Origin of the sequence: Streptomyces sp. NPDC096046 (assembly GCF_040303285.1) — a bacterium.
Classification (GTDB): domain Bacteria; phylum Actinomycetota; class Actinomycetes; order Streptomycetales; family Streptomycetaceae; genus Streptomyces.
Map to the genome: position 1 here is coordinate 109,243 of NZ_JBEOSZ010000014.1, position 20,872 is coordinate 130,114.

The 20,872-nt window shown below is 69.6% G+C and carries 21 protein-coding genes; 4 read left to right on the forward strand and 17 right to left on the reverse strand.

The window, feature by feature from the left end; translation table 11 throughout:
* Window positions 1-5 precede the first annotated feature (5 nt).
* From ABTX62_RS15330 to ABTX62_RS15355, 6 genes are all read right to left on the reverse strand, one after another.
* On the reverse strand, window positions 6-752 hold the full coding sequence (locus ABTX62_RS15330) for a hypothetical protein (protein WP_352116614.1): 747 nt from the start codon (window positions 750-752) through the stop codon (window positions 6-8).
* Window positions 749-1,309, reverse strand: a complete 561-nt coding sequence (locus tag ABTX62_RS15335; protein ID WP_352116615.1) for a hypothetical protein — start codon at window positions 1,307-1,309, stop codon at window positions 749-751. The genes ABTX62_RS15330 and ABTX62_RS15335 overlap by 4 nt, the downstream gene beginning before the upstream one ends.
* A 16-nt stretch (window positions 1,310-1,325) precedes the next feature.
* Window positions 1,326-2,297 carry a hypothetical protein gene (locus tag ABTX62_RS15340; protein ID WP_352116616.1) on the reverse strand — a complete coding sequence of 324 codons (972 nt, stop codon included), beginning with the start codon at window positions 2,295-2,297 and terminating at the stop codon, window positions 1,326-1,328.
* A gap of 31 nt (window positions 2,298-2,328) precedes the next feature.
* The gene (locus ABTX62_RS15345) at window positions 2,329-4,488 is read right to left on the reverse strand and encodes a hypothetical protein (RefSeq protein ID WP_352116617.1); all 2,160 of its coding nucleotides are present in this window, start codon (window positions 4,486-4,488) and stop codon (window positions 2,329-2,331) included.
* Window positions 4,485-5,255, reverse strand: coding sequence for a hypothetical protein (locus tag ABTX62_RS15350; RefSeq protein WP_352116618.1), 771 nt, complete (start codon window positions 5,253-5,255; stop codon window positions 4,485-4,487). Before ABTX62_RS15350 ends, ABTX62_RS15345 begins: the two co-directional genes overlap by 4 nt.
* Before the next feature lie 140 nt (window positions 5,256-5,395).
* Complete coding sequence (locus ABTX62_RS15355; protein WP_352116619.1) at window positions 5,396-5,893, reverse strand: Pycsar system effector family protein; 498 nt, start codon at window positions 5,891-5,893, stop codon at window positions 5,396-5,398.
* 104 nt (window positions 5,894-5,997) lie between these two features.
* On the opposite strand from ABTX62_RS15355, the gene ABTX62_RS15360 reads away from it, so the two are divergent.
* A complete protein-coding gene (locus ABTX62_RS15360; protein WP_352116620.1) occupies window positions 5,998-6,450 on the forward strand; it encodes a nucleoside deaminase in 453 nt (150 codons plus the stop codon).
* Between the two features lie 298 nt (window positions 6,451-6,748).
* On the opposite strand, the gene ABTX62_RS15370 is transcribed toward ABTX62_RS15360, so the two are convergent.
* The 9 genes from ABTX62_RS15370 to hemL form a co-directional block, all read right to left on the reverse strand.
* The gene (locus tag ABTX62_RS15370) at window positions 6,749-7,186 is read right to left on the reverse strand and encodes a hypothetical protein (RefSeq protein ID WP_352116621.1); all 438 of its coding nucleotides are present in this window, start codon (window positions 7,184-7,186) and stop codon (window positions 6,749-6,751) included.
* 208 nt (window positions 7,187-7,394) lie between these two features.
* Complete coding sequence (locus tag ABTX62_RS15375; RefSeq protein WP_352116622.1) at window positions 7,395-7,610, reverse strand: hypothetical protein; 216 nt, start codon at window positions 7,608-7,610, stop codon at window positions 7,395-7,397.
* 260 nt (window positions 7,611-7,870) lie between these two features.
* The gene (ccsB, locus tag ABTX62_RS15380; RefSeq protein ID WP_352116623.1) at window positions 7,871-8,950 is read right to left on the reverse strand and encodes a c-type cytochrome biogenesis protein CcsB; all 1,080 of its coding nucleotides are present in this window, start codon (window positions 8,948-8,950) and stop codon (window positions 7,871-7,873) included.
* Window positions 8,947-10,689 (reverse strand): cytochrome c biogenesis protein ResB, encoded by a 1,743-nt coding sequence (resB, locus tag ABTX62_RS15385; RefSeq protein WP_352116624.1) that lies wholly within the window; start codon window positions 10,687-10,689, stop codon window positions 8,947-8,949. The genes ccsB and resB overlap by 4 nt, the downstream gene beginning before the upstream one ends.
* Before the next feature lie 3 nt (window positions 10,690-10,692).
* Window positions 10,693-11,466 (reverse strand): cytochrome c biogenesis CcdA family protein, encoded by a 774-nt coding sequence (locus ABTX62_RS15390; protein WP_352116625.1) that lies wholly within the window; start codon window positions 11,464-11,466, stop codon window positions 10,693-10,695.
* Between the two features lie 58 nt (window positions 11,467-11,524).
* Window positions 11,525-12,172 carry a TlpA family protein disulfide reductase gene (locus ABTX62_RS15395; RefSeq protein WP_352116626.1) on the reverse strand — a complete coding sequence of 216 codons (648 nt, stop codon included), beginning with the start codon at window positions 12,170-12,172 and terminating at the stop codon, window positions 11,525-11,527.
* Window positions 12,173-12,238: 66 nt separating this feature from the next.
* On the reverse strand, window positions 12,239-13,537 hold the full coding sequence (locus ABTX62_RS15400; protein WP_352116627.1) for a polysaccharide deacetylase family protein: 1,299 nt from the start codon (window positions 13,535-13,537) through the stop codon (window positions 12,239-12,241).
* Window positions 13,538-14,556: 1,019 nt separating this feature from the next.
* Window positions 14,557-15,255, reverse strand: coding sequence for a histidine phosphatase family protein (locus tag ABTX62_RS15405; RefSeq protein WP_352116628.1), 699 nt, complete (start codon window positions 15,253-15,255; stop codon window positions 14,557-14,559).
* On the reverse strand, window positions 15,252-16,568 hold the full coding sequence (gene hemL / locus ABTX62_RS15410) for a glutamate-1-semialdehyde 2,1-aminomutase (RefSeq protein ID WP_352116629.1): 1,317 nt from the start codon (window positions 16,566-16,568) through the stop codon (window positions 15,252-15,254). Before hemL ends, ABTX62_RS15405 begins: the two co-directional genes overlap by 4 nt.
* Before the next feature lie 508 nt (window positions 16,569-17,076).
* On the opposite strand from hemL, the gene ABTX62_RS15415 reads away from it, so the two are divergent.
* A complete protein-coding gene (locus tag ABTX62_RS15415; RefSeq protein WP_003974483.1) occupies window positions 17,077-17,514 on the forward strand; it encodes a hypothetical protein in 438 nt (145 codons plus the stop codon).
* 120 nt (window positions 17,515-17,634) lie between these two features.
* Here the strand turns inward: ABTX62_RS15415 and ABTX62_RS15420 are convergent, their stop codons facing one another.
* Together ABTX62_RS15420 and ABTX62_RS15425 are read right to left on the reverse strand one after the other, a co-directional pair.
* Window positions 17,635-17,778 (reverse strand): hypothetical protein, encoded by a 144-nt coding sequence (locus ABTX62_RS15420; protein WP_352116630.1) that lies wholly within the window; start codon window positions 17,776-17,778, stop codon window positions 17,635-17,637.
* A 702-nt stretch (window positions 17,779-18,480) separates the two neighbouring features.
* Entirely contained in the window at window positions 18,481-18,840 is a 360-nt protein-coding gene (locus ABTX62_RS15425; protein ID WP_352116631.1) for a hypothetical protein, read from the reverse strand.
* A 678-nt stretch (window positions 18,841-19,518) separates the two neighbouring features.
* Between ABTX62_RS15425 and ABTX62_RS15430 the strand changes: the two genes are divergently transcribed.
* Both ABTX62_RS15430 and ABTX62_RS15435 read left to right on the forward strand, forming a co-directional pair.
* Complete coding sequence (locus ABTX62_RS15430; protein WP_352116632.1) at window positions 19,519-19,878, forward strand: helix-turn-helix domain-containing protein; 360 nt, start codon at window positions 19,519-19,521, stop codon at window positions 19,876-19,878.
* A gap of 119 nt (window positions 19,879-19,997) precedes the next feature.
* On the forward strand, window positions 19,998-20,798 hold the full coding sequence (locus ABTX62_RS15435) for a GNAT family N-acetyltransferase (RefSeq protein WP_352116633.1): 801 nt from the start codon (window positions 19,998-20,000) through the stop codon (window positions 20,796-20,798).
* Window positions 20,799-20,872: the final 74 nt, after the last annotated feature.

A 20,872-nucleotide genomic window follows, 5' to 3' on the forward strand; every position in this document is an offset into this window, starting at 1 on the left:
GGTCGTTACTCGGCGTTCGGATTGTCAATCATGTACAGGACACCCGCGGCCAGTCGTTCGAGGCAGCCCGCCTGCGCCTCGGCGTTCCACTGATCCGCCATGAATTGCCGCTGCGCGTATCCGGCGCCGCCCGGCCAGCCCTGCGGATAGTGATCCTCACCCATGAGTCCGCTCAGCCCTTGGGCGGTGACACGGTCGATCCGTTCTCCGGTGCGGAGATCACGACCGTCGTTGGCGCCAGGCTGGAAGGCGTAGTCACGGAAGTCGTTCTTGCTGCCGAAGGACTCGTATCGCGCGCTCACTCCGATGGTCACGGCGCCCGAATGGTCGAGCAGCAAGGTCGGATATCCGGTCCATTCCCCCGCCTTGTCGCCGTACGCATAGTGCGCTCCCCATGTCGCGCTACGCCCGATGTTGGTGTAACGCCGCTTGTTCGGCTCCAGCCACCACCACTTCCACGCTCGCATGGTGGGAACCTCCGGGGCGGGAGGAGCCGTCCAGAAAGCTCGGGCGATGCGTGAGGAAGGCGGAGTGGGAGCGGGCGGAGCCTGTTCCAGCGGGACGGAGCGCATCGGTACCCCGGCGGCGTGCAACCGTGCAGCGCTCGCGCGTGCCAAGGCGTGGAAGCGCTCGGTGAACTCGGCCTGTGTGGCCTCCTCGGCGCGTGCCGACTCCTCGCGTTCGCGGACGAAGTCGTTCTGCTCCTCCCGCAGTTGTTCGGCGGACGCGAAGAAGTCCTCGGAGTCGGTCACGGGCGCTCCTTCCGGGGGGAGGATGAGGCAGTGCCTTCCTCCCAGACGGGGTGTTCATCGGAGTCGAGCCAGGCTTGCAGGGAATCCCACCAGATGGCGACCGGCGCCTGGGGAGAGGCTGGCTCCTCGGCGCTGCCGATCGCGTGGACGTTGTAGCCGACGAGGTAGAGCGCCACCACCACGGCGACCGCCCGCACGGAGACGGTGGAGCAGGAACGCATGACGCGGCCCAGCCACCGGCCGGCCTTGACCGTCCAGTCCGCGACGTTCTCCACCCACTCGCCGTACAGCCGTAGCGGCAGGGGGATGCCTTTGCCCTGGCTGAGGAAGAACAGCGTGCAAGCGTACTCCGGGGCGAGCAGCGCCGATCCGAGCAGCCGGGACACCTTCTGGCCCGTCCAGTCGGCCGTGCCGTTCAGTCGCGCCACGACCAGGCGCAGTGCAGCCCAGATCACCAGGACCGAGGCAACGGTCAGCAGCGGGATGCGGATCGGGTACACGAACCAGGAGAAGCCCTCGCCCCAGACTTCCACGACGAGGTCGAATATCTCGATCATCGAACGCGCGGTCCCGTCACTCGTCGTCGTTGCGGGACGGGTCGCCGCCCCTGCCCGCGTCGTCCTTCACGGAAGCCTCGTTGGCAGCACCGTCCCGGTTGCGCGCTCGTTTGTCCCGGCGCCGGGGGCGGCCTTCCTGAAGTTGCCGCGGCACGTTCACCGATCCGGCCGAGGGCAGTTGGGTGGTCGCGGTCGTACCCGGCAATGTGCTGCGGATCTGCACGAGCAGTTCGCTGATCGCGTGCGCGCGTTCGTGTTCCTCGCTTCCCTCCGCCCCGGTGACGGCCTTGGCCATTTCCAGGTGGGCGAGCAGCGCGAAGCGCTTGTCCTCTCGCATGTCGCGGAGGAAGTCCATGACGGCGTCGGGGTTCTGGATCATCGCCTGGGCCATGAGACCGAACTCGCCCTCGCTGAGGACCTTGAGCGCCTGACCGCGCTGCATGTCGGTCAGCGCTCCCGTACGGGTGATGCCGATGGCCTCCGCGTCGGGGCGGAGGCCACAACTGACCTCCAAGATCTCCAGCAGGCCGTCGCCGCTCTGCCCGGCGAACTCCTCCCAGGAGATACGGGACTCCAGCTCACCGACCGCGTCCAGCCCGTAGTCCCGCGCGGCCTTCCTCAGCGGCGGCACGATGCGGCGCTTGAGCATGCCTTGCACGTCGAACGGTGCCTGATTCGCGGCGAGCCGGGCGTCGGACACGCGCCAGTCGACCTCGATCGAGCCGTGGAAGCACAGCCCTTTGTCGGCGCTGTCGAGCGTGACCTCGAAGGTGGTGGTGTGCTCCCTCAAGTCCACGATCCAGTACCGGCTCTTGGGCCGGAACCAGCCGATGCCCGAGGTAGGGACCTCACCCTTGGGCATCGGGTGGAGTTCGGCGCCGAGCAGGACCACAGCACACTCGCCTGCCCCGGGGCGGGCCCGGTCCTCGATGTCGCGGGGACGGGTGACTGGGTAAGGCCCCCGTACGGGTCCGTCGGTGATGGCCACACTGGGCTCCTGTCATTCCGTGGTGTACCGCTCAGCGCAGCGCGTCCAGCTCCGCGAGGGCCAGTTGGGCGGTGTAGGAAGGGGCGGACGGCTCGTGGGCGAGCCGCCGCAGGTGATGATCGAGGCGACGGAAGTCGCTCTCGTCCACGATCAATTCATCGAGAAGGTCGAGCAGTGCCTCGCGGAACTCGCCGTACCGGTCGGCCTGCCGGATCCAGGAGCCCAGCTCGACCAGCGCCTCCCTGCGCGTCATCTGGTGTGCGAGGGCTGCCCGCCACAGGTCGATCACGTCCTCGTCGATCTCCGCCGTGTCCCGGCGTGTCTCCTCGTCGGCTTCGTTCGTGAGTCCGCACCGCTCGAAAAGCCACAGGACCGACGGCCACTTGACGGCGTCCGGCCGCTCGTCCGCGCCGTGCAGCCGGCAGATCCGCAGAAAGGCGCCGAGGAGCTGACCGCGTGCGGGATCCTTCGCGTCGGCCAGCCAGGTGCCCATCGCCTCCAGCACGAGCGAGGACAGGCCGCTGGTGAACACGGCGGACAGCCCGACCCGGATTGCCCAGGCCACTCCGGTGTCCCGGGTGTCCAGGAGGCGGCCGAGCCCCTGGGTGGCAGCGACCGGGTGGACCGGGCTCACCGCCAGGCCCCAGGCGAGTGCCGCGGTCATCCGGCGGTACCGGTTCGGGGCCGCGCTCCAGGATTCCACCAGGCCGAGCGCGTGTGCGGCGACGGCCGGATGGCCGACGGCCACGGACAGCGCGATCGCCGCCGCGGCCCGCTCACGGTGATCGGGCGACAAGGACCAGGGCTGCAGCACCTCCTCCGCGATCTCCGCGAAGCTGAGGAGGGACAGGCGCCCCACGCAGACCGCGGCCCGGCGACGGACCGCCGCATCCGAGTCGTGCACGAGGCCGGAGAGCCACACCAGGATCTCGGACCCGTCGTAGTCCGTCCACATGACGTCGATCAGCTCCGACGCCAGGCCCCGCGCCGAGAAGTCCACGATCTCGGCCGGGCTGCTGCCGTAGCGGGTGTACACCGTCCCCGTGTACGTGACGGCTCGCACCGCGTCGAGCCGCTGGCTTCGGGTGACCTCGAGAAACGGGCGCGGCCTGGCGCCCTCGTGGGCCATCGCCCGATGCACGACGTCGGCCAGCCGATGCGCCAGACGGTTGACCGTCGCGTAGGGAAAACCGCCGAAGAACGCCACGGCGAGCGCCAGTTCCCGCGGCAGCTCGTCATCCTTCAGCAGGTCCACAGCGTCCTGCCTGATCCGTACGGCGACCTGGGCCATGCACGCGGAGACGGTGACAGAACCGTCGGCCGTCCGTGCCAGCTCACGCGCGGTCTGTGCAATCTCCGTCGGGATCGGCCGGGTGGCGAGCCACTCGATCACCTCCTGGTCACGGAGAAGAACGTCCGCGTGGGCACCCCGGTCCCTTGGCAGCCGGTAGAGCAGATGGTTGCGCAGCAACCTGGCCCCTTCGGGGCGTTCATCCACGGGGACCGTCCACGCCGCCGTGTCCGCCGGTGCAGCGGAGGCGTCGTCGACGGTCAGGACCAGATAGGACCTGCGGTCGGTGAAGACGCGCGACAGCCGAGCCAGCTCGAATCCGGTCAGGGCACGCTCCACGGTTTCCGCACTGGCCGTCAGTACGTACGCACAGCCGGGTTTCACATCACCCGCCACGAGAGCGTCCGGGCCGGTTCCCGGATGCAGAAACCGGCACTGCCCGCCCGGCTGCACGACCGTCATCGCGATGGCGGTGGCGAGGAAGCGGCGACCGCTGTGCCGAGGACCGCGCAGGACAAGCACATGGTGATGACGAAGCGTTCGCTCCGCCGCCTCCGCGCACGACGGTCGGACGTAGACCTGCTCCATCTCCATCTGTTCGGCGCCGGTGAGGCAGTACCAGCTGGGGCGGCGAGCGGTACCGCCGGACATGTTGAGGATGAACTGGTCGCCGCCGACGATCGACTCTGCCTTCACCCTGCGCCGGAAGGTCATCGAGCCGGTGCTGTCGAAGCGGCCCACGTCGCTGTCCAGTTCGGAGCGCAGGCGGTGCATCTCGCCCGGCTCGAAGTGGTCGTCGAGGGAAGCGTCGGTCAGGTCACCGGTGGCACCCGGCTCGCCGCTCGGAGCGTCTTCACTCTCGGACTCGTCGGCGGCCTCCGCCCGCCCGGCAGGGCTCACCGGATGTTCCATTGGTCACCGCTGACCACGTTCTTCGCCTTGACCCGGCCCTGGAACGTGATGCCGCCCCGGCCCGCTTGCTCCGCCTGACCAGGTGAGCCGGTTCCAGTGGTGTCCCTGGGATGCGGTGCCGCCGTCGTCCGCGCGGAGGCCCCGTCGTCCTGCGGGTGACCGCGGAACTCCGGGCTCAGCCAGGCGGTCACCGTCGCTCCGCCCTTGACCGTCAGGCACGCCGGTTCGAAGGCAGCCGGGTCGAGGTCGCCGTGGCCGTGCCGCACGACGCCGTTCCAGATCTCCTCGGATACGGCCAGCACATACGGTGCACCGCTGTCGGCCAACGCTGAGCGCAACTCCTCGGCGTCCAGCATGCCGTGCAGCAGGTTGACGTCCGCGCCGTCCGCGTCGCCGCCGTCCGGAGCGGGGACGAGGTATCCACCATGCGTTACCAGACGCAGGCCGAGTTCGAGAGCCTCCGACGACTGCTTATTGTGGCGTCTCAGCAAACTGGGCAGGGGGCCTGTCAGGGCCTCCACCACCGGCACTGGTGAAACACCCGGAAGGAATTCGTAGCGGCCGCCGTCTCCGCGGCTGCGCAGCACATAGGCGTCCTGGTCCACGCCCTGCTGCCGAAGGGCTGCAGCGACAAGGCCGGTCTGCGCCGTCCGAAGAGCCGGCAGGAGGCTGTCGTCGCGGAACCGCGCCGAGGAACCCCGCACGTCGACGCCGAGCATGACGTGATGAACGGGTAAAGGCCGGGAAGCTGTCACGCGGCTCGTCCCCCCAAGGTCAAGCGCCACAGTTGCCCCCCCTTGATGCGCCGCGGCCACCCCGTGGCTCGGTCGCACCTCAGGAAAGGATGCCCAGAGGGTAGCCAGGATCACATATATTTCGCCAATGGATCATCAGATCATACCCAAACGGTCACCATCAGCAGCACGAGCAGAGTGCCGCCTGCCGCCACCGCGCAGTGCAACGCCCTGCGGAAGGCGACGAATTTCCGCTCCGCGACAGCGGCCAGGTCGACGGCGTGCTGCCACGCCTCCGCACGCGCCCGCCCGGGTTCGGCGGAAGGCTGTGGAGCGTGGGCCCTGCGCGCGAGCGTCGGCCAGCCGTACCTCGTGGGGGTGCTCGACACCGCCCTGGGCGTCAGCGTGCGCACGATGAACCACCCGGAGGCGGTCAGCGAGATCACCACAAGATGTACGAGAACGAGGGTCAGGAACTCCCGAAACGTGTGCGGCGGTGCCATCGACCGCAAGTCGCCCGCCCGGGTCAGCAGCCCGGCCACCATCACGCCCAGACCCGCCGCGAGCAGACCGGCCTTGGTGTCGGCCGAGACGATCCACGCACTCACCTGATTGATCGCCAGCGTTACATCCGTTCCGGGCTCCCACTCGTCCGCCATCGACGCCCCTCCCCCATCCGGTACGGAATTACCAACTTTATGACCTCAGGGCGACTTTGTACGCACCCAGGGGCGGCGGAGGGCGGCCCTGCGAGAGTGACTCCATGGATCACGCACAAGCACACGCATGGCTCACCCTCGCCCTTGAAGAGGCCCGTTCCGGGCTCTCCGAGGGCGGTATCCCGATCGGCGCAGCGCTGTACGGCGCCGACGGCGCCCTGCTGGGCCGCGGCCGCAACCGCCGCGTCCAGGACGGCGATCCGTCCCTGCACGCGGAGACGGCGGCCTTCCGCGCGGCCGGGCGGCGGCGCTCCTACCGGGGCACGACGATGGTGACGACGCTGTCGCCGTGCTGGTACTGCTCCGGTCTGGTGCGGCAGTTCGGCATCTCCCGGGTGGTGATCGGCGATGCGGCCACCTTCCACGGCGGTCACGACTGGCTCGCCGAACACGGAGTGCGGATCGTGCTGTTGGACGACGCCGAGTGCGCTGGGCTGATGCGCGAGTTCATCGCGGAACACCCTGCGCTCTGGAACGAGGACATCGGCGTCAACTGAGCACACCGGACAGACCCCGGGGCGGGCCCCGCAACGCCGTTCGAGACGCCATCCGTTCCTCTGAAATGTGCCGCCGCGTTCGAGGCGTACTGCCGCCCCTACGGCGGTTTCCTGGTCGGCCTGCTGGCGGCCACCGCTCTCATCGTCCACGAGATCGGTGGCGAGCCGGTCTACCGGACGGTGGTGCCCTTCCACACCCGGGCGAAGTCCGCGTACTCGGACTCGGTGGGCTGGTACGCGGCGGCGCCCCGATCGAGGTGCCGTCGCCGAGGCGCCCGACTTCCCCGCCTTCGCGCGGCTACTCGCGGCGGCTCTCGAGGTACTCCTCGACCACATCGGGATTGCGCCTCATCGCCGCCAGCAACTGGCCGCGCCGATAGCGATTGCGCCCCTCCTCGACGCGCTTCTCCCAACCCTCGCGGCCGTCGGCCAGCCGTTCGGTGATCAGGAACTCGATGACATCCTCGATGCAGGGCCGAAAGCGTCTTCCCCCTACCGGGATGTGGAGCTTGTCCAGGGACCGCTTGTGATCGTTGTTCCTGTTGAGCGCCTCCAGTGCGGGCGACGTGCCGTACACCTGGACGTGCGCACTGGTGTACTTGTCCTTCTCGCGTTCGTAGTCCCAGTGGAGCAGACAGGTCTCCAGAGCCTCATCGGTGAAGATGCCGCAGTAGGACGAATGGACCGTCAAGAAGTCGGCCTCGTCGTCCAGACGGACCTGGAACGAGAGGTTCATCCACGATCGCGGCTTCTTCTGATCGACGCGGAGCGGGAACGCTGTCGGTTGGGTGGGATTGGCGGCGGACAGGCCATGTCCGAGAGTGAAGACAGGACCGACTGCGGAACGTGGACGCAGTACGGCGGCGATCCGCACATGCTGGCACACGGTCCCGTTGAGGGTCTCCTGTAACTCCCTGGCGAACTTGTAGGCCTGTTTCGACAGGTCAGAGGTCAACCGTGCCGCCGATGGACACCCACAGAGCATGTGCCTGCGACGAGGTGAAGTTCCCCTCCCTCGCCTGCTCTTCGAGCTCGGCGTAGGTGAGTCCGAGCTCGTCCAGGGCACGCTGCGCGGCGTCCCGGTAGTCGGCGTCGGACACGACGATGACAATGTCGTCCTCGTGGTCCGAAATCGCCCGCTCGTCAATCGTCACACTCATCGTCTACCCCCCAGATGGTTGTGGCGTGCTGCGTGACGTACACAGCATCGCGTATTCAACCGCTCGCCGACAGTTACATACCCCGGATGGCTGAATCTACTGATCGGCAGGGCTTGTCGTCGCAAACCTGTCCGTAACAGATGACGTGCCACGTCGAGATGACGTTCAGCTGTACACGCCGGTCTGGTTCGGCGGCCCGGCTCACCCGTCACGCGCGGCTCCCGTACACCGAAGGAGAGGTCGATGTACGGGAGGAGGGTTCAGACGCCCGCGTACGAGTGCTTGCCGGAGACGAAGATGTTGACGCCGTAGTAGTTGAACAGCCAGCAGCCGAAGGCGATCAGGGCCAGGTAGGCGGCCTTGCGGCCCTTCCAGCCGGCGGTCGCGCGGGCGTGCAGGTAGCAGGCGTAGGCGACCCAGGTGATGAAGGACCAGGTCTCCTTCGGGTCCCAGCCCCAGTAACGGCCCCAGGCGTCACCGGCCCAGATCGCGCCCGCGATGATCGTGAACGTCCACAGTGGGAAGACGGCCGCGTTGACGCGGTAGGAGAACTTGTCGAGGGAGGCGGAGGAGGGCAGCCGCTCCAGGACGGAGGTCGCGAAGGTGCCGGGCGTGCCGCCGCTCGCGAGCTTGTTCTCGTAGGAGTCCTTGAAGAGGTACAGGATCGTGCCGACCGCGCCCACGTAGAAGACCGCGCCACAGAAGATCGCCGTCGAGACGTGGATGTACAGCCAGTACGAGTGCAGGGCCGGGACCAGCTGGTCGCTGGCGGTGTAGAGGACCGTGACCGCCAGACCCAGGTCGAGCAGGACCGAGGTGATCAGGAACAGGCCGAGCCAGCGCACGTTCTTCTTCAGGGCCAGCAGCCCGAGGTACACGCCGACCGCGACCGTGGAGAACGTGATGTTGAACTCGTACATGTTGCCCCACGGCGCGCGCTCCACCGACAGGGCGCGGGTCAGGACACCGCCGAACTCGATCACGAAGGCGAGCACCGTGAGGGAGATGGCGATCCGGCCGTACAGGTCGCCCTGCTCGTCCCCGCCGTGCGCCCCGGGGCCGTCCGGCACGTCGCGCCGACCGGCGGCGGCCCGCACGGTGACCTTCGGCCGCTCCAGCACGGCGGTGCCGCCGGCCTGGTTCACGGTGACGGCCGGTGCCCGCTCGGCGTCCGCCTTGGTGGTGAGCGCGGCCGCGGTACGGGCGACCTTGCTGCGGCTGCCGAAGAGCCATTCGGCGATGTACGCGAAGAAGGCCAGGGTGTAGACGGCCATCGCGGAGTAGATCAGCACATTGCTGATGCTCGCGAGGTTTTCGTTGGTGGCGGCGGCGAGAGTCACTTCTCAGCCCCTTCGGCAGGTACGGGGGTTGTGGTACCCGGCTCCTGAGCGGTGTCGGGGGAATCTGCGGGGTCGTCGGCGCCGGGCGCGCCCGGTGCCTGGTCGTACAGGACTCCGGCGAGGTCGCCGAGCTCCTCGGGGACCTTGGCGGACTCGCTGCGGCCGAGGCCGGCCATCTCGACGACGGTGACGCCGTCGGCGCCCCTGACCGCGCGCACCCACACGCGGCGGCGCTGGATGAACAGGGAGGCGGCGAGGCCGCCGATCGCGGCGAGGGCACCGGCGAGGGCCCAGCCGCTGCCGGGCTGCTGGACGACCTGGAAGCCGGCCCACTCCTTGATGTCCTTGCCGAAGGTGACCGAACCGGCGCCGTTCGGGAGCGTCATGGTCTCGCCGGGCTTCAGCAGCTTCTTGAACAGCTTGCCCTGGGAGTCCTTGAACTCCTTCATGTTGCTGCGGTCCATCTGGTACACGCTCTGCGGGATGCCCGAGTCGGCCCCCAGGTCGCCGTGGTAGGCGGACAGCGCGAGCACCGGATTGTCCAGCGCGGGGAACTGCGACAGCATCGTGCCGCTGGCGGAGCCGCCGAACGTCGGCACGAAGAACGCGTTGAAGCCGAGCTGCTCCTTCTTGCCCTGCCGGTCGCGGTAGCCGTCGAGGACCTTGACGACACCGGAGGAGGTGACGTTGGCGTCCAGCGGCAGCAGCGGTACGGCGTCGTCGAAGACGACCTTGCCCTTGCCGTCCCGGACGGTGATCACGGGCGCGTAGCCGTGGCTGACGAGGTACACCTTGGAGTCGCCGATCTCCAGCGGGTGGTTCACCTCGACGGTGTCCTTCTCCTCCTTGCCGTAGGCGCCCGCGCTGTAGGTGATGTCGGACTGGAAGAGGCGCGGGGTGCCCTTGTTGGGGCCGGTGCGCTCGTAGGTGCCGGTGAACTTCTTCAGGTTGAAGCTGAACGGCACCAGGTCGTCGGACGCGAAGAGGTTGCCGGACCTGAAGTCGTCGTACTGGGTCAAGGTGTTGGAGAACCCGTCACCCTCGACGATCAGCTTGTTGCCCTCCGCCTTGTACAGCTGGCCCCAGGCGAAGGCGACCAGCATCACGATCAGGGCGATGTGGAAGACGAGGTTGCCCGTCTCGCGCAGGTAGCCCTTCTCGGCGGCGACGGCGTCCCCGGTGAGGTGGGTGCGGAAGCGGCGCTTCTTCAGCAGGGTCAGGGCGGCCTGATGGACCTGCTCGGGTTCGGCCGTGGTGCGCCAGGTGGTGTGGGCGGGCAGTCGGTTCAGCCGCCGGGGCGCGCCGGGCGGCAGACCGCGCAACTGGCCCACGAACTGCCAGGTGCGGGGCACGATGCAGCCGATGAGGGAGACGAACAGCAGGATGTAGATCGCGGAGAACCACACCGAGCTGTAGACGTGGAACATGCCGATCTTGTCGTAGACGTCCCCGAGGGTCGGGTGGGCCTTGCGGAAGGCGGCGACCTTCGTCTCGTCCTGGCCGGACTGCGGGATGAGCGAGCCGGGGATCGCGCCGAGGGAGAGCAGCAGGAGCAGCAGCAGGGCGACCCGCATGGAGGTCAGCTGCCGCCAGAACCAGCGGGCCCAGCCGATGACGCCCAGGGCCGGGAGGTTGGGCGCGTCCTCCTTGGGGGCGGTGGACAGCTGGGATCCGGCGTCACCCAGCTCCCGGTCCTCGGCGGCGGACGGGGCCGGGTCGGAGGCGGTGGTCTTGCTCATCGATCAGATCCCCACAGTGAAGCCGTCGGACCAGACCTGCATCTCCTGCACGATGCGGTCCCACGCGCCGGTCAGCAGCAGCAGACCGGTCACGATCATCATGGTGCCGCCGACCCGCATCACCCAGACGTAGTGGCGTTTGATCCAGCCGAAGGCTCCCAGGGCCTTGCGGAAGGCGACCGCGGCGAGCACGAAGGGCACGCCCAGGCCCAGACAGTACGCGAAGGTGAGTATCGCCCCGCGACCGGCGGTTCCCTGTTCCAGGGCGAGTGTCTGCACGGCGGACAGCGTGGGGCCGATGCAGGGCGTCCAGCCGATGCCGAAGAGGGCACCGAGCACGGGGGCTCCCACCAGGCCGGTCGCCGGCCTCTTGTGGAAACGGAACTCGCGCTGGGTGAGCCACGGCATCATGCCCATGAAGAAGACGCCCATGAGGATCATGAGGACGCCCAGCACCTTGGTCAGCACGCCCCGCTGCTCCTGGAGCGTCTGGCCGAAGTACCCGAAGAGGGCCCCGCCGGAGACGAACACCGCCGTGAAGCCCAGGACGAACAGCGAGGCCCCGGCGACCATCCGGCCCCGCCGGGCCTCGGCCAGGTCGGTACCGCTGACGCCGGTGACGTAGGAGAGGTAGCCGGGAACCAGGGGCAGGACGCACGGCGAGAAGAAGGAGACGAGACCGCCGAGCAGCGCTATCGGCAGAGCCACCAGCAGGGCGCCGTTGAGCACCGTGCCGTTGGGGTCCGTGACCGCGGCGAGCGTGGTGACCGCGCTCACGTCACTGCTCCGCCCACTGCCCCTGCGCCCACTGCGACTCCGCTCACTGCCACTCCGCTCACTTCTCGGCGACGACGGGCTTGAGCATCTTCAGCAGCCGTTCCTCGCTGAGCGCGGAGAGCGAGCGGGCCGCGATCTTGCCGTCCCGGTCGAGGATGAGCGTGGAGGGGATCGCCTGCGGGTTGAGCGTGCCCTTCTTGAAGCGCAGCAGCAGCTTGCCGGTGGGGTCGTAGAGGCTGGGGTAGGTGATGCCCCAGTCCTTCTCGAAGGCGAGGGCCGCGCCGGTGGAGGTGTCCCGGGTGTTGATGCCGATGAACTGCACGCCCTTGCCGGAGTAGTCCTTGGAGACCTTCGCGAAGTACTTGGCCTCGGCGCGGCAGGGGTTGCACCACGAACCCCACACGTTGAGGACGACGACCTTGCCCTTGTAGTCGGCGACGTCGAGCGTCTTGCCGGCGATGGTCTTGCCGGACAGGTCGGGTGCCGGGGTGCGCTCGCCCTCGGCGACCGTGGCGACGCCGTCGGTGCCGGTGACGAAGTTGGTGTTGCCGCCCCCGCCGGAGGTGCCGCCGGAGCCGCACGCGGAGACGAGCAGCGCGGTCGCGGCGAGACCCGCGGTCAGGGCGGCGCTGCGGCGGACACGGCGGGTGCGCTCGGTGGCACGGGTCGTGCGGTTCGAACGCTGGGGGGCGCTGTCGGCACTCATGTGAAAAGTTTCGCATGCCCGTTCTGGGGGTCTCGCCCACCCCCCTTGCGGGCGGAAAACCGCATTTCAGGCGGCGTTTTGCGAGGCGTCGCCGCCGGGTGCGGAGGCCTTGCCGGTGAACTCCCGCCAGCCACCGGCCGGCTGCTGTCCCACGCCGAGCGTGCGGAGCTTGTCCAGCACTTCGGGCTTCTGCACGTCCAGCCAGTCGGTGAACTGCCGGAAGGAGACGAGACGCACATCCGCGCCCTTCTCCTTCTCCCGTGCCATGTGCTTGAAGGCCTCTTCGACGGCGTCCATGTAGAGGCCGCCGTTCCACTGCTCGAAGTGGTTGCCGATGAAGAGGGGCGCCCGGTTTGTCTCGTATGCCCGCTTGAACCCCTGGATGTACGCCTGGGCCGACTGCTTCCGCCAGCCCGGGTAGTTGTGGGCCGGGGCCTTGGTGGAGTTGAGGGACTGGTTGGCCAGCATGTTGTAGTCCATCGACAGGACCTCGAAGCCGCGCCCGGGGAAAGGTATCTGCTGAAGGGGCAGGTCCCATATGCCCTGGCGCTTGCGCGGCCAGACCTGGAGGCCGCCGGGCGAGGAGGCGTCGTAGCGCCAGCCGAGCTCGCGGGCGGTGGGCAGCAGGTTGTCCTGGCCGAGCAGACAGGGCGTACGGCCGCCGACGAGCTCCTTGTCGTAGTCGAACGGCAGCGACGGCAGGTCGGTCCAGCCCGTGTTGGTGCGCCACTCCTTCACGAAGGACTTCGCCTGGTCGATCTCACTGCGCCACTGCTGGGGCGTCCAGTTCTTGACCGAGCCGTGGGACTCACCGCAGAAGTGCCCGTTGAAGTGGGTGCCGATCTCGTGGCCCTCCAGCCAGGCGCGGCGGACGTTCTTCAGCGTGTCCTTGACGTGCTCGTCGGTGAGATAGCCGATGTCGGAGGCGCCGCGCGGGTTGTTCGGCGGGTCGTAGAGACGCTTCTTCGACTCGGGCAGCAGATACAGCCCGGACAGGAAGAAGGTCATGCTCGCGCCGTGCTCCTTGGCGAGGTCCAGGAAGCGCGGGAAGAGGCCGTTGCCGACCTCCCCGGCGCCGTCCCAGGAGAACACGACGAACTGCGGCGGGGTCTGGCCCGGCTCCAGCGGCTCGGGCTTCGCGGGCTGGTGCGGCTGCTTGCCGGTGTGGGCGGTGGAGCCGTCACCGATGGGGCGGGCGGCGGGCTTGGGCTTCGGCTTCGATCCGTCCCGGGCGGAGTCGCCGCCGGAACCGTCGGCGTGGCCGGAATCGTCCGAGCCCGTGAGAGCGCCGCAGCCGGCGAGCGAGACAGCGGCGGCGGCTCCCGCGCCGATTCCGAGCATTCCCCTGCGGGAGAGAGCGCGCATGGCATCCCCGATTCGTCACGTCGTGCTGGTCACCCAGTGAGAGGTCGTGAAGCACGGGGAGGTTCCGCCGATATGCGCAGATTCCGTAACGAAAGAGTCGCAAACGATCATAAGGTGCCGAACGGCAGGCGCTTTCACGCCTCTCCAACGCCCCGCGCGGGGCGCCCCGCCCGCACCGACCACTCGGGCGACGAGCCCGCGAGCTTACGCGCTTACGCCGCCTCCGCGGACGCGGGTACGCCTCCGCGCGACGACGCCTCACGCCACCTCCCCGGACGCGGATACGCGTCCGCGCGACGACGCCTCACGCCACCCCCGGACGCGGATACGCCTCCGCGCGACGACGCCTCACGCCCCCCGGACGCGGATACGCCTCCGCGCGACGACGCCTCACGCGCCTCCCATCGCCTACCCGGACGCACGTACGCGTCCGCGACGCGCGACGACAGCCGGGCACCCGGCCCGCTTCCGAACACCCACGGCCGCCGTTCCCGGCAGCGGGCGCGGGGTGCCCGGGTCGCGCGCGGGAAGCCGGACCTAAAGCTGTGCGGATGGCACGGGCAGGACCCGCCAGGCGTCGAGGCCGCCAGGTCATGGGTTTCCGCCGCCGCCCCGGCCGCCGCCGGTGCGCGTTCTCCGTAACCGGGGCCGGGGGTGTCCAGCCCAGGCCTGGCAGGACCCCCCAGGCCGCCAGGCCGCCAGGCCGCCAGGTCGCCAGGCCGTGGGTTTCCGCCGCCACCCCGGCCGCCGCCGGTGCGCGTTCTCCGTAACCGGGGCCGGGGGTGTCCAGCCCAGGCCTGGCAGGACCCCCAGGCCGCCAGGCCGCGAGGTCATGCGCTTCTGCGGCCGCCCCGGCCGCCGGTGCGCGCGTCCGAGACCGGAGCTGGGGGTGTCCAGCCCCGGTACCGGACCGCATGCTGACGACTCGCGGGCCGACGACCGTCGGCCGTGGACGGCCCGCGAGTCGGCCGCTCCGGCGGCCGCCCGCGTGCCACGCGCTGCGCGCTACGCGCTACGCGCTACGCACCGAAGGCCTTGCCCTGGCCCTTGGCCGGCTTCGCACCCGCGAGGAGGTGCGCGGGGACCAGGTCGCGGGCCGGCTCGGTGTAGCCGACGGAGACGATGCGGTCACCTCGGTACGTGAACGTCGTCAGCGAGGCGAGCGTGCACTGGCGCTTGCGCGGGTCGTGCCAGAGGCGGCGGCGTTCCACGTACGACCGGACGATCCAGATGGGCAGCTGGTGGCTGACCACGACCGCCTCGTGCCCGCGGGCCTTGTCCTTCGCCGCGCCCAGCGCGCTCATCATGCGGACGACCTGGTCGACGTACGGCTCACCCCAGGACGGCCGGAACGGGTTGACCAGGTGCTTCCAGTTGCCGGGCTTGCGCAGCGCCCCGTCCCCGACGCCGAACGTCTTGCCCTGGAAGATGTTCTCGGCCTCCAGCAGCCGCTCGTCTGTCGCGAGGTCCAGCCCGTGCGCCTTGGCGATCGGCTCGGCCGTCTCCTGCGCACGTTCCAGCGGCGAGGCGACGACGTACGTCACGTCCCGGGGGGCCAGGTGCTCGGCGACCCGGTCTGCCATGCGGCGGCCCAGGTCGGAGAGGTGGTAGCCGGGCAGACGGCCGTAGAGGATGCCGTCCGGGTTGGCGACCTCGCCGTGCCGCATGAGGTGGACGACGGTGAGGTCCTCGGCGCTGTTGTTCTTCCCGTCGCTCATGCCGTCGCCTCCGCCGCCGCACGGGCCGCCGCCGGGACGGCGTCGGCGATCCGCTGCACGGCCCGTTCGTCGTGCGCGGTGGACACGAACCAGGACTCGAAGGAGGACGGCGGCAGGTAGACGCCGTTCGCGAGCAGCGAGTGGAAGAAGGCGGTGTAGCGGAAGGACTCCTGCGCCTTGGCGTCCTCGTAGTCGCGCACGGGCCGGTCGGTGAAGAACACGGAGAACATGTTGGAGGCGGTCTGCAACCGGTGCGGGACGCCCTCCTTGGTCAGGGCCCCGGTGACGAGCCCCTGGATCTCCTTCGACACGGCGTCGACCTTGGCGTACGCGGCGGCGTCGAGGAGCCGCAGCTGGGCGAGCCCGGCCGCGGTGGCGACGGGGTTGCCGGAGAGGGTCCCGGCCTGGTAGACGGGCCCGGCCGGGGCGAGGTGGGTCATGACGTCCGCGCGTCCACCGAAGGCCGCCGCGGGGAAGCCGCCGCCCATGACCTTGCCGAAGGTCATCAGGTCGGGGACCACGCCGTCGACCCCGAACCACCCGGCGCGGCTGGTCCGGAAGCCGGTCATGACCTCGTCGGAGATGTAGAGGGCGCCGTTCTCGGAGCAGATGTCCTTCAGGCCCTGGTTGAAGCCGTCCGCGGGCGGTACGACGCCCATGTTGCCCGGGGAGGCCTCGGTGATCACGCAGGCGATCTCGCCCGGGTGGGCCCGGAAGGCCTCGCGCACGGCGTCGAGGTCGTTGTACGACAGGACGATGGTGTCCCCGGCCTGGGCGCCGGTGACGCCCGGGGTGTCGGGCAGCGCGAAGGTCGCGACGCCGCTGCCGGCCGCCGCGAGCAGCGAGTCGACGTGCCCGTGGTAGCACCCGGCGAACTTGATCACCTTGGTGCGCTGCGTGAACCCGCGCGCGAGCCGGATCGCGGACATGGTCGCCTCGGTCCCGCTGGACACGAGCCGCACCTGCTCCAGCGGCGCGACGCGGGAGACCATCTCCTCGGCGAGCGCGACCTCGCCCTCACCGGGCGTCCCGAAGGACGTGCCGCGGGCGACGGCGTCCTGCACGGCGGCGATGACCTCGGGATGCGCGTGCCCGAGGATCATGGGCCCCCAGGAGCAGACGAGATCGACGTACTCCCGCCCGTCCGCGTCGGTCAGATAAGGGCCGGTGCCGGACACCATGAACCGCGGTGTGCCGCCGACGGCTCGGAAGGCCCGCACCGGTGAGTTCACGCCGCCGGGCGTGACAGCCTCCGCGCGGTCGAAAAGAGCCTGCGAGGCCGGTGCTTCATACGGATATGCCAGTTCGCTCATGAGCTGCGACTTCTCCGACCTTCTCCGACATAGTCGGGCTCCGGGTGCCAGTGACTTGTTCAGGGTAGGCCAGGGGGGTGGGCGGACGGGGCGTGGGACAACCGCCCCCCGGCGCCCGTCGTCTGCGAGACTGGTACCTGATACACACAGCTCAAGCGGCCAGGGGTGGTCGGAGGCTGCGAAGCTCCCGCGGTCAGATGTTTCGGCGCACGTTTCGGCGGGCGGCCGTGGGGGAGGTCACTGACACGATGATCGGGTTGCGCGGCAGGGGCGACGCGTCCTAGAAAAGCAGTCGGGTGGAGATATGCATCGCGGTGGCGGACTGGGCGAGGGGACTGACGACCTCGGTCCTCGGCGTGCCCGGCGGGGAAGGCACCGGCGCGAGGCGGAGGACGCTCCGGAGCCGCGTCAGACCCAGGGTCCACCGAGTGAACCGGAGCGGGCCGCCGGACGTACTGAACGGCGGGTGGACGATCTTCGGGCCGGGAGCAGCGGGAATGGTGGTCGGGTGGGGGTGACGTACAAGTACTTCGGCGCCCCCGACGGTGCGACCGCGGCCCGCGTCCCGATCTCGATGCGTCCCGAGGAACTCGGCGGCGACGAGCTCGGTATGAACGGCATGTTCACGAAGATAAAGCCGGAGACCATGGCGGCGATGGTCCTCACGGGCATCGAGGGCGTCCCCCTGCACAAGGTCCCGCCCCTGGAACTGGTCGTCCTACACCCCGACTACGCGGTGGTCAAGCTGCCCATGACGGTCGTCGACCCCCTGCGCGGCATCGGCGAGGAAGCGGTGGGCGCGGCGGCCTTCATCTGGTCGACGGTCCCGGACCGCGGCGGCCCCCGCGACGCGTTCAACGTCTACCAACTGCTGCACGAGTGGCAGGACTTCAGCCACCGGCTGCATGAGGCGGGACACCAGCCGTACTGCCTGGTGTGGCCCTGAGCCGGGGTTTCGAGGGCGTCGGGCGGGGTCTTCGGGCCTCGCCCTTTTGCGTGCCGGGGAGGGGCCGTCAGGCGGCCAGGGCACGTTGAGGGAACTGGCGGCGTGTGCCTGCCGTAGAGGTCAAGGCCGGTAAATCATTTCGATCAGGCCTGCGGCGATCAGCGCCCAGGCACCGATGCCCAACAGCCAGAACGTGTCGCTGATGACACCGGCGGTGCCCAGAAGGGCGGCGGCCAGGAACAGGGTGTACTCGATGCGCCGCATGGCATGGTCGAATACCGGCCCTTTCACTTGGCCGCCTTCAGGGGAGACGGGAACCGCTGCGGATACGTGGAACGGGGGCCGCGTGGTGGGCGCATGGCGTAAGCGTAGACACCGCAGAGAACTCAAGGCAGGGCCCGGCCCTCGATACGCGGTCAAGGTTGTCCATCGTCTCCCAGTGCGAAAAATCGTGGTGCCCTTCCGTGGAGCCGAGGGCTTGGTGTGGTGAGGCTGCGGTGGCCGCGCCTGCGGCATCCGGCGCAGGTGGTCGTGGCCGGCTTCGCCGCCGCGGTCGCCGTCGGGACCGGCCTGCTGATGCTGCCGGTGGCCAAGGCCGGGCAGCCGTTGTGGCCGATCTCGCTGCCGAGCAGCAGGCCGCGCAGGGTCTCGATGGCGGTCAGGATGTTCTTCACCAGGCGGCCGCGAGGGCACAATCCAGGGCACATCACCGGCCGTCGGGCCGGGATGTCCCTCCGTCCACGGCTGCACCTGCGCCGGCCCGCCGGCGCCCGGCGGACCGGCGGCCCTGCTCATTCCCCGGCCCACGGCCGGTGCCGAGCGGTGGGGCGAGGCGCACACCCCCGGCGGGACCTCGGAGTCCCATGCCAAGGCCTGGCCGTTCCCCGCCTCTTGAAGGGTGCGCCAGAGGACATCCACGCGGGTACGGGCTGCTCCCGCATGGATGTCCGCTGCCGGGTCGGTGGCTCAGTGGTCGGAGTAGCTGAAGTCCCCCACGGTCCAGGCGCTGACGTCCTCGATGGCGACGCGGTACATCCCGCCCGTCTCCGGGATCCCCACCGTGCCCTGGAGGATGCGGGCGACATGGAAGTGCAGATGCGTGGGCGGACCGTCCTTCTTCACTGGGGTGTCGAAGACGGTGGAGAACTCGCCGAGTCGGGCGGAGTTGGTCAGCACCTCCGAAACCCTCTGCCTCCACACGGCTTCTGGGGCCAGCCGACCGGTGATGACAGCACCACCGGCGACCACGGTCAAGGACATCTGGTTGCTCTGCCCCGACTCCACAAGGGCAGCGATGTCAACGATCAGCTCGTCAGGCTTCCGCATGGGACCGGATTCTATGCACCGGCCCGCCCGGGCGCTTCGGGCGGTGGCACTTCCGAGACGTAACGGGCGGCCCCGGTGGCGCCGCCGGAAGCCCGGATCTTCCGGGCGTCGCGGGCGGCCCCTCGGCGCGCGGAGATCGGCCGAGCCGGAACCTCACCGCCGAGCAGACCAAAATCTGTGCTCGCCAGAGTAGACATTCTTCATTCGACTCTTTATCGTTTCTCTCGTAGCCGAGATCCAGTGAGGCCCGGCAGACACGAACTGCCGGGCAGCAGTACCCGCATGACGGTGCGGTGGCGGAGTTTCGAAGCCAGGTGGTTGCACGACGGCGACGGAGCTGGCGACCGGACCGGGTGGCCCGCAGGACGAGGGGCCGCCATCAGCAGTACGCAGTTCCCGTTTGGCAAGTGATCGATTCAGAGGGAAGAACGGAGGACTCGAGCGCCATCAGGATCGCCCGGGCGCAAGACATGAGTCCGGGTGCCGCAGGACATCGATAGGCAGGTGGTCTCCGGTCACGCATTCGCGATCCCCGCACCCCCGTCGCAGTACCGGACGGCAGGGCGGAAACAGAAGGCCGGCGAGGTATTGGGGCCGGCAGATGGTGTAGCAGTCCCTTCGGGGCCCTGGTGCCGTACGGCGCCAGGGCCCCTCTACGCGTTCCACCAGAGAGGTGAGATGACAGCAGACGAGACACTGAGCCGTCTCGACGACGACCACTATCCCGCCTACACGACCGGCCGGGCCGCCGCGCTGCTCGGCACCACTCCCGGCTTTCTCCGCGCCCTCGACGAGGCCTCCCTGATCACACCCCTGCGCTCCCGGGGCGGCCACCGCCGCTACTCCCGCCACCAACTCCGCACCGCCGCCCGCGCCCGCCGGCTCGTCGACCAGGGCACGCCGATCGAGGCCGCCTGCCGGATCATCATGCTCGAAGACCAGCTCGAAGAAGCCCGGCGCCTCGACTCCGCACAGCGCCGCCCCGGCGGATCGCCCCGTCCCTCACCCGCCGCCCGAGGCGTGATGGCCGGAATGTGACGCGCAGAGCCCCTCCCCCGAAGGGCAGGATCTACGCGTCGTGGAGTCACACCGAGGCATCCCGCGACGGACGGGACGAGTACGGCGGCCGTCGCCGACCGTGATCTGAGGGGGCCCTTGTGCGCGATCTCGCGGACTCGATCGAGTCGATGGAGCAGCTCGCCACCGTCTGGCGGACCATGGTGCTCGACCGGGACCCGCAGGCCGATGTGCGGGACCTGCCCGGCATCGCCGTGCGGTGGGCCGACTGCCGGTTCGCCTTCTGGAACTGCGTGACCCTGACCGATGTCGGCGCGGACGCCGGGCTGCTGAAGCAACGGCTGAACGAGACCGCCGGGATCATGCGGTCCAAGACCCACGCCGGGTTCCTGTGGGTCTTCGAGGACCTGCTCGACCCGCAGGCACGCGCCGGGCTCGGGGAAGCCGCCGAACAGGCCGGCCTGCGCTACGCCTTTCCCGGTACCGGCATGGCGGGAGACCTGCTGCCGATCCCCGACCCCGTCCATCCCGAACTGACCTTCGTACGCGTGACCGACGACGACCTGCTGCGGGCCTACGCGGACATCAACGCGCGGGCCTACGGATTCCCGCTGGAGGACGCGCGGGACGGGCTCGCCGGGTCCGCGTTGTGGAAGAGCCGGCTGTTCGCGTACCTGGGCCTGCGGGACGGGGTCCCCGTCACCTGCGCCGCCGCGATCGAGGCCGACGGACGGCTCTTCGTCGCGCTCGTGGCCACCGATCCGGCATGGGAACGGCGGGGGTACGGCGAGGCCGTGACCCGCAAGGCGCTCCACCAAGGGGCCCGGGCCACCGGGCTGACCCGGGCGACGCTGCACGCGACCGCCGCCGGAGCGCCCGTGTACCCGCGGATCGGGTTCCGGCCCAACTCCCCGCTGCGGTTCTACGCCCTCGGTGACTGACCGGCCCACCGTGCCCACGTCCAAGCCCCCGCCCCGCTCAACGCCCCGGGGCGGGCCAGGGGATCGCGGGGGAC

Coding starts and splice junctions, on each gene's coding strand:
- ABTX62_RS15335 (WP_352116615.1), bottom strand. CDS start 1,309: ATGATCGAGATATTCGACCTCGTCGTGGAAGTCTGGGGCGAGGGCTTC.
- ABTX62_RS15355 (WP_352116619.1), bottom strand. CDS start 5,893: ATGGCGGACGAGTGGGAGCCCGGAACGGATGTAACGCTGGCGATCAAT.
- ABTX62_RS15360 (WP_352116620.1), top strand. CDS start 5,998: ATGGATCACGCACAAGCACACGCATGGCTCACCCTCGCCCTTGAAGAG.
- ABTX62_RS15370 (WP_352116621.1), bottom strand. CDS start 7,186: ATGAACCTCTCGTTCCAGGTCCGTCTGGACGACGAGGCCGACTTCTTG.
- ABTX62_RS15375 (WP_352116622.1), bottom strand. CDS start 7,610: ATGAGTGTGACGATTGACGAGCGGGCGATTTCGGACCACGAGGACGAC.
- resB (WP_352116624.1), bottom strand. CDS start 10,689: ATGAGCAAGACCACCGCCTCCGACCCGGCCCCGTCCGCCGCCGAGGAC.
- ABTX62_RS15395 (WP_352116626.1), bottom strand. CDS start 12,172: ATGAGTGCCGACAGCGCCCCCCAGCGTTCGAACCGCACGACCCGTGCC.
- ABTX62_RS15400 (WP_352116627.1), bottom strand. CDS start 13,537: ATGCGCGCTCTCTCCCGCAGGGGAATGCTCGGAATCGGCGCGGGAGCC.
- ABTX62_RS15405 (WP_352116628.1), bottom strand. CDS start 15,255: ATGAGCGACGGGAAGAACAACAGCGCCGAGGACCTCACCGTCGTCCAC.
- hemL (WP_352116629.1), bottom strand. CDS start 16,568: ATGAGCGAACTGGCATATCCGTATGAAGCACCGGCCTCGCAGGCTCTT.
- ABTX62_RS15420 (WP_352116630.1), bottom strand. CDS start 17,778: ATGCGGCGCATCGAGTACACCCTGTTCCTGGCCGCCGCCCTTCTGGGC.
- ABTX62_RS15425 (WP_352116631.1), bottom strand. CDS start 18,840: ATGCGGAAGCCTGACGAGCTGATCGTTGACATCGCTGCCCTTGTGGAG.
- ABTX62_RS15430 (WP_352116632.1), top strand. CDS start 19,519: ATGACAGCAGACGAGACACTGAGCCGTCTCGACGACGACCACTATCCC.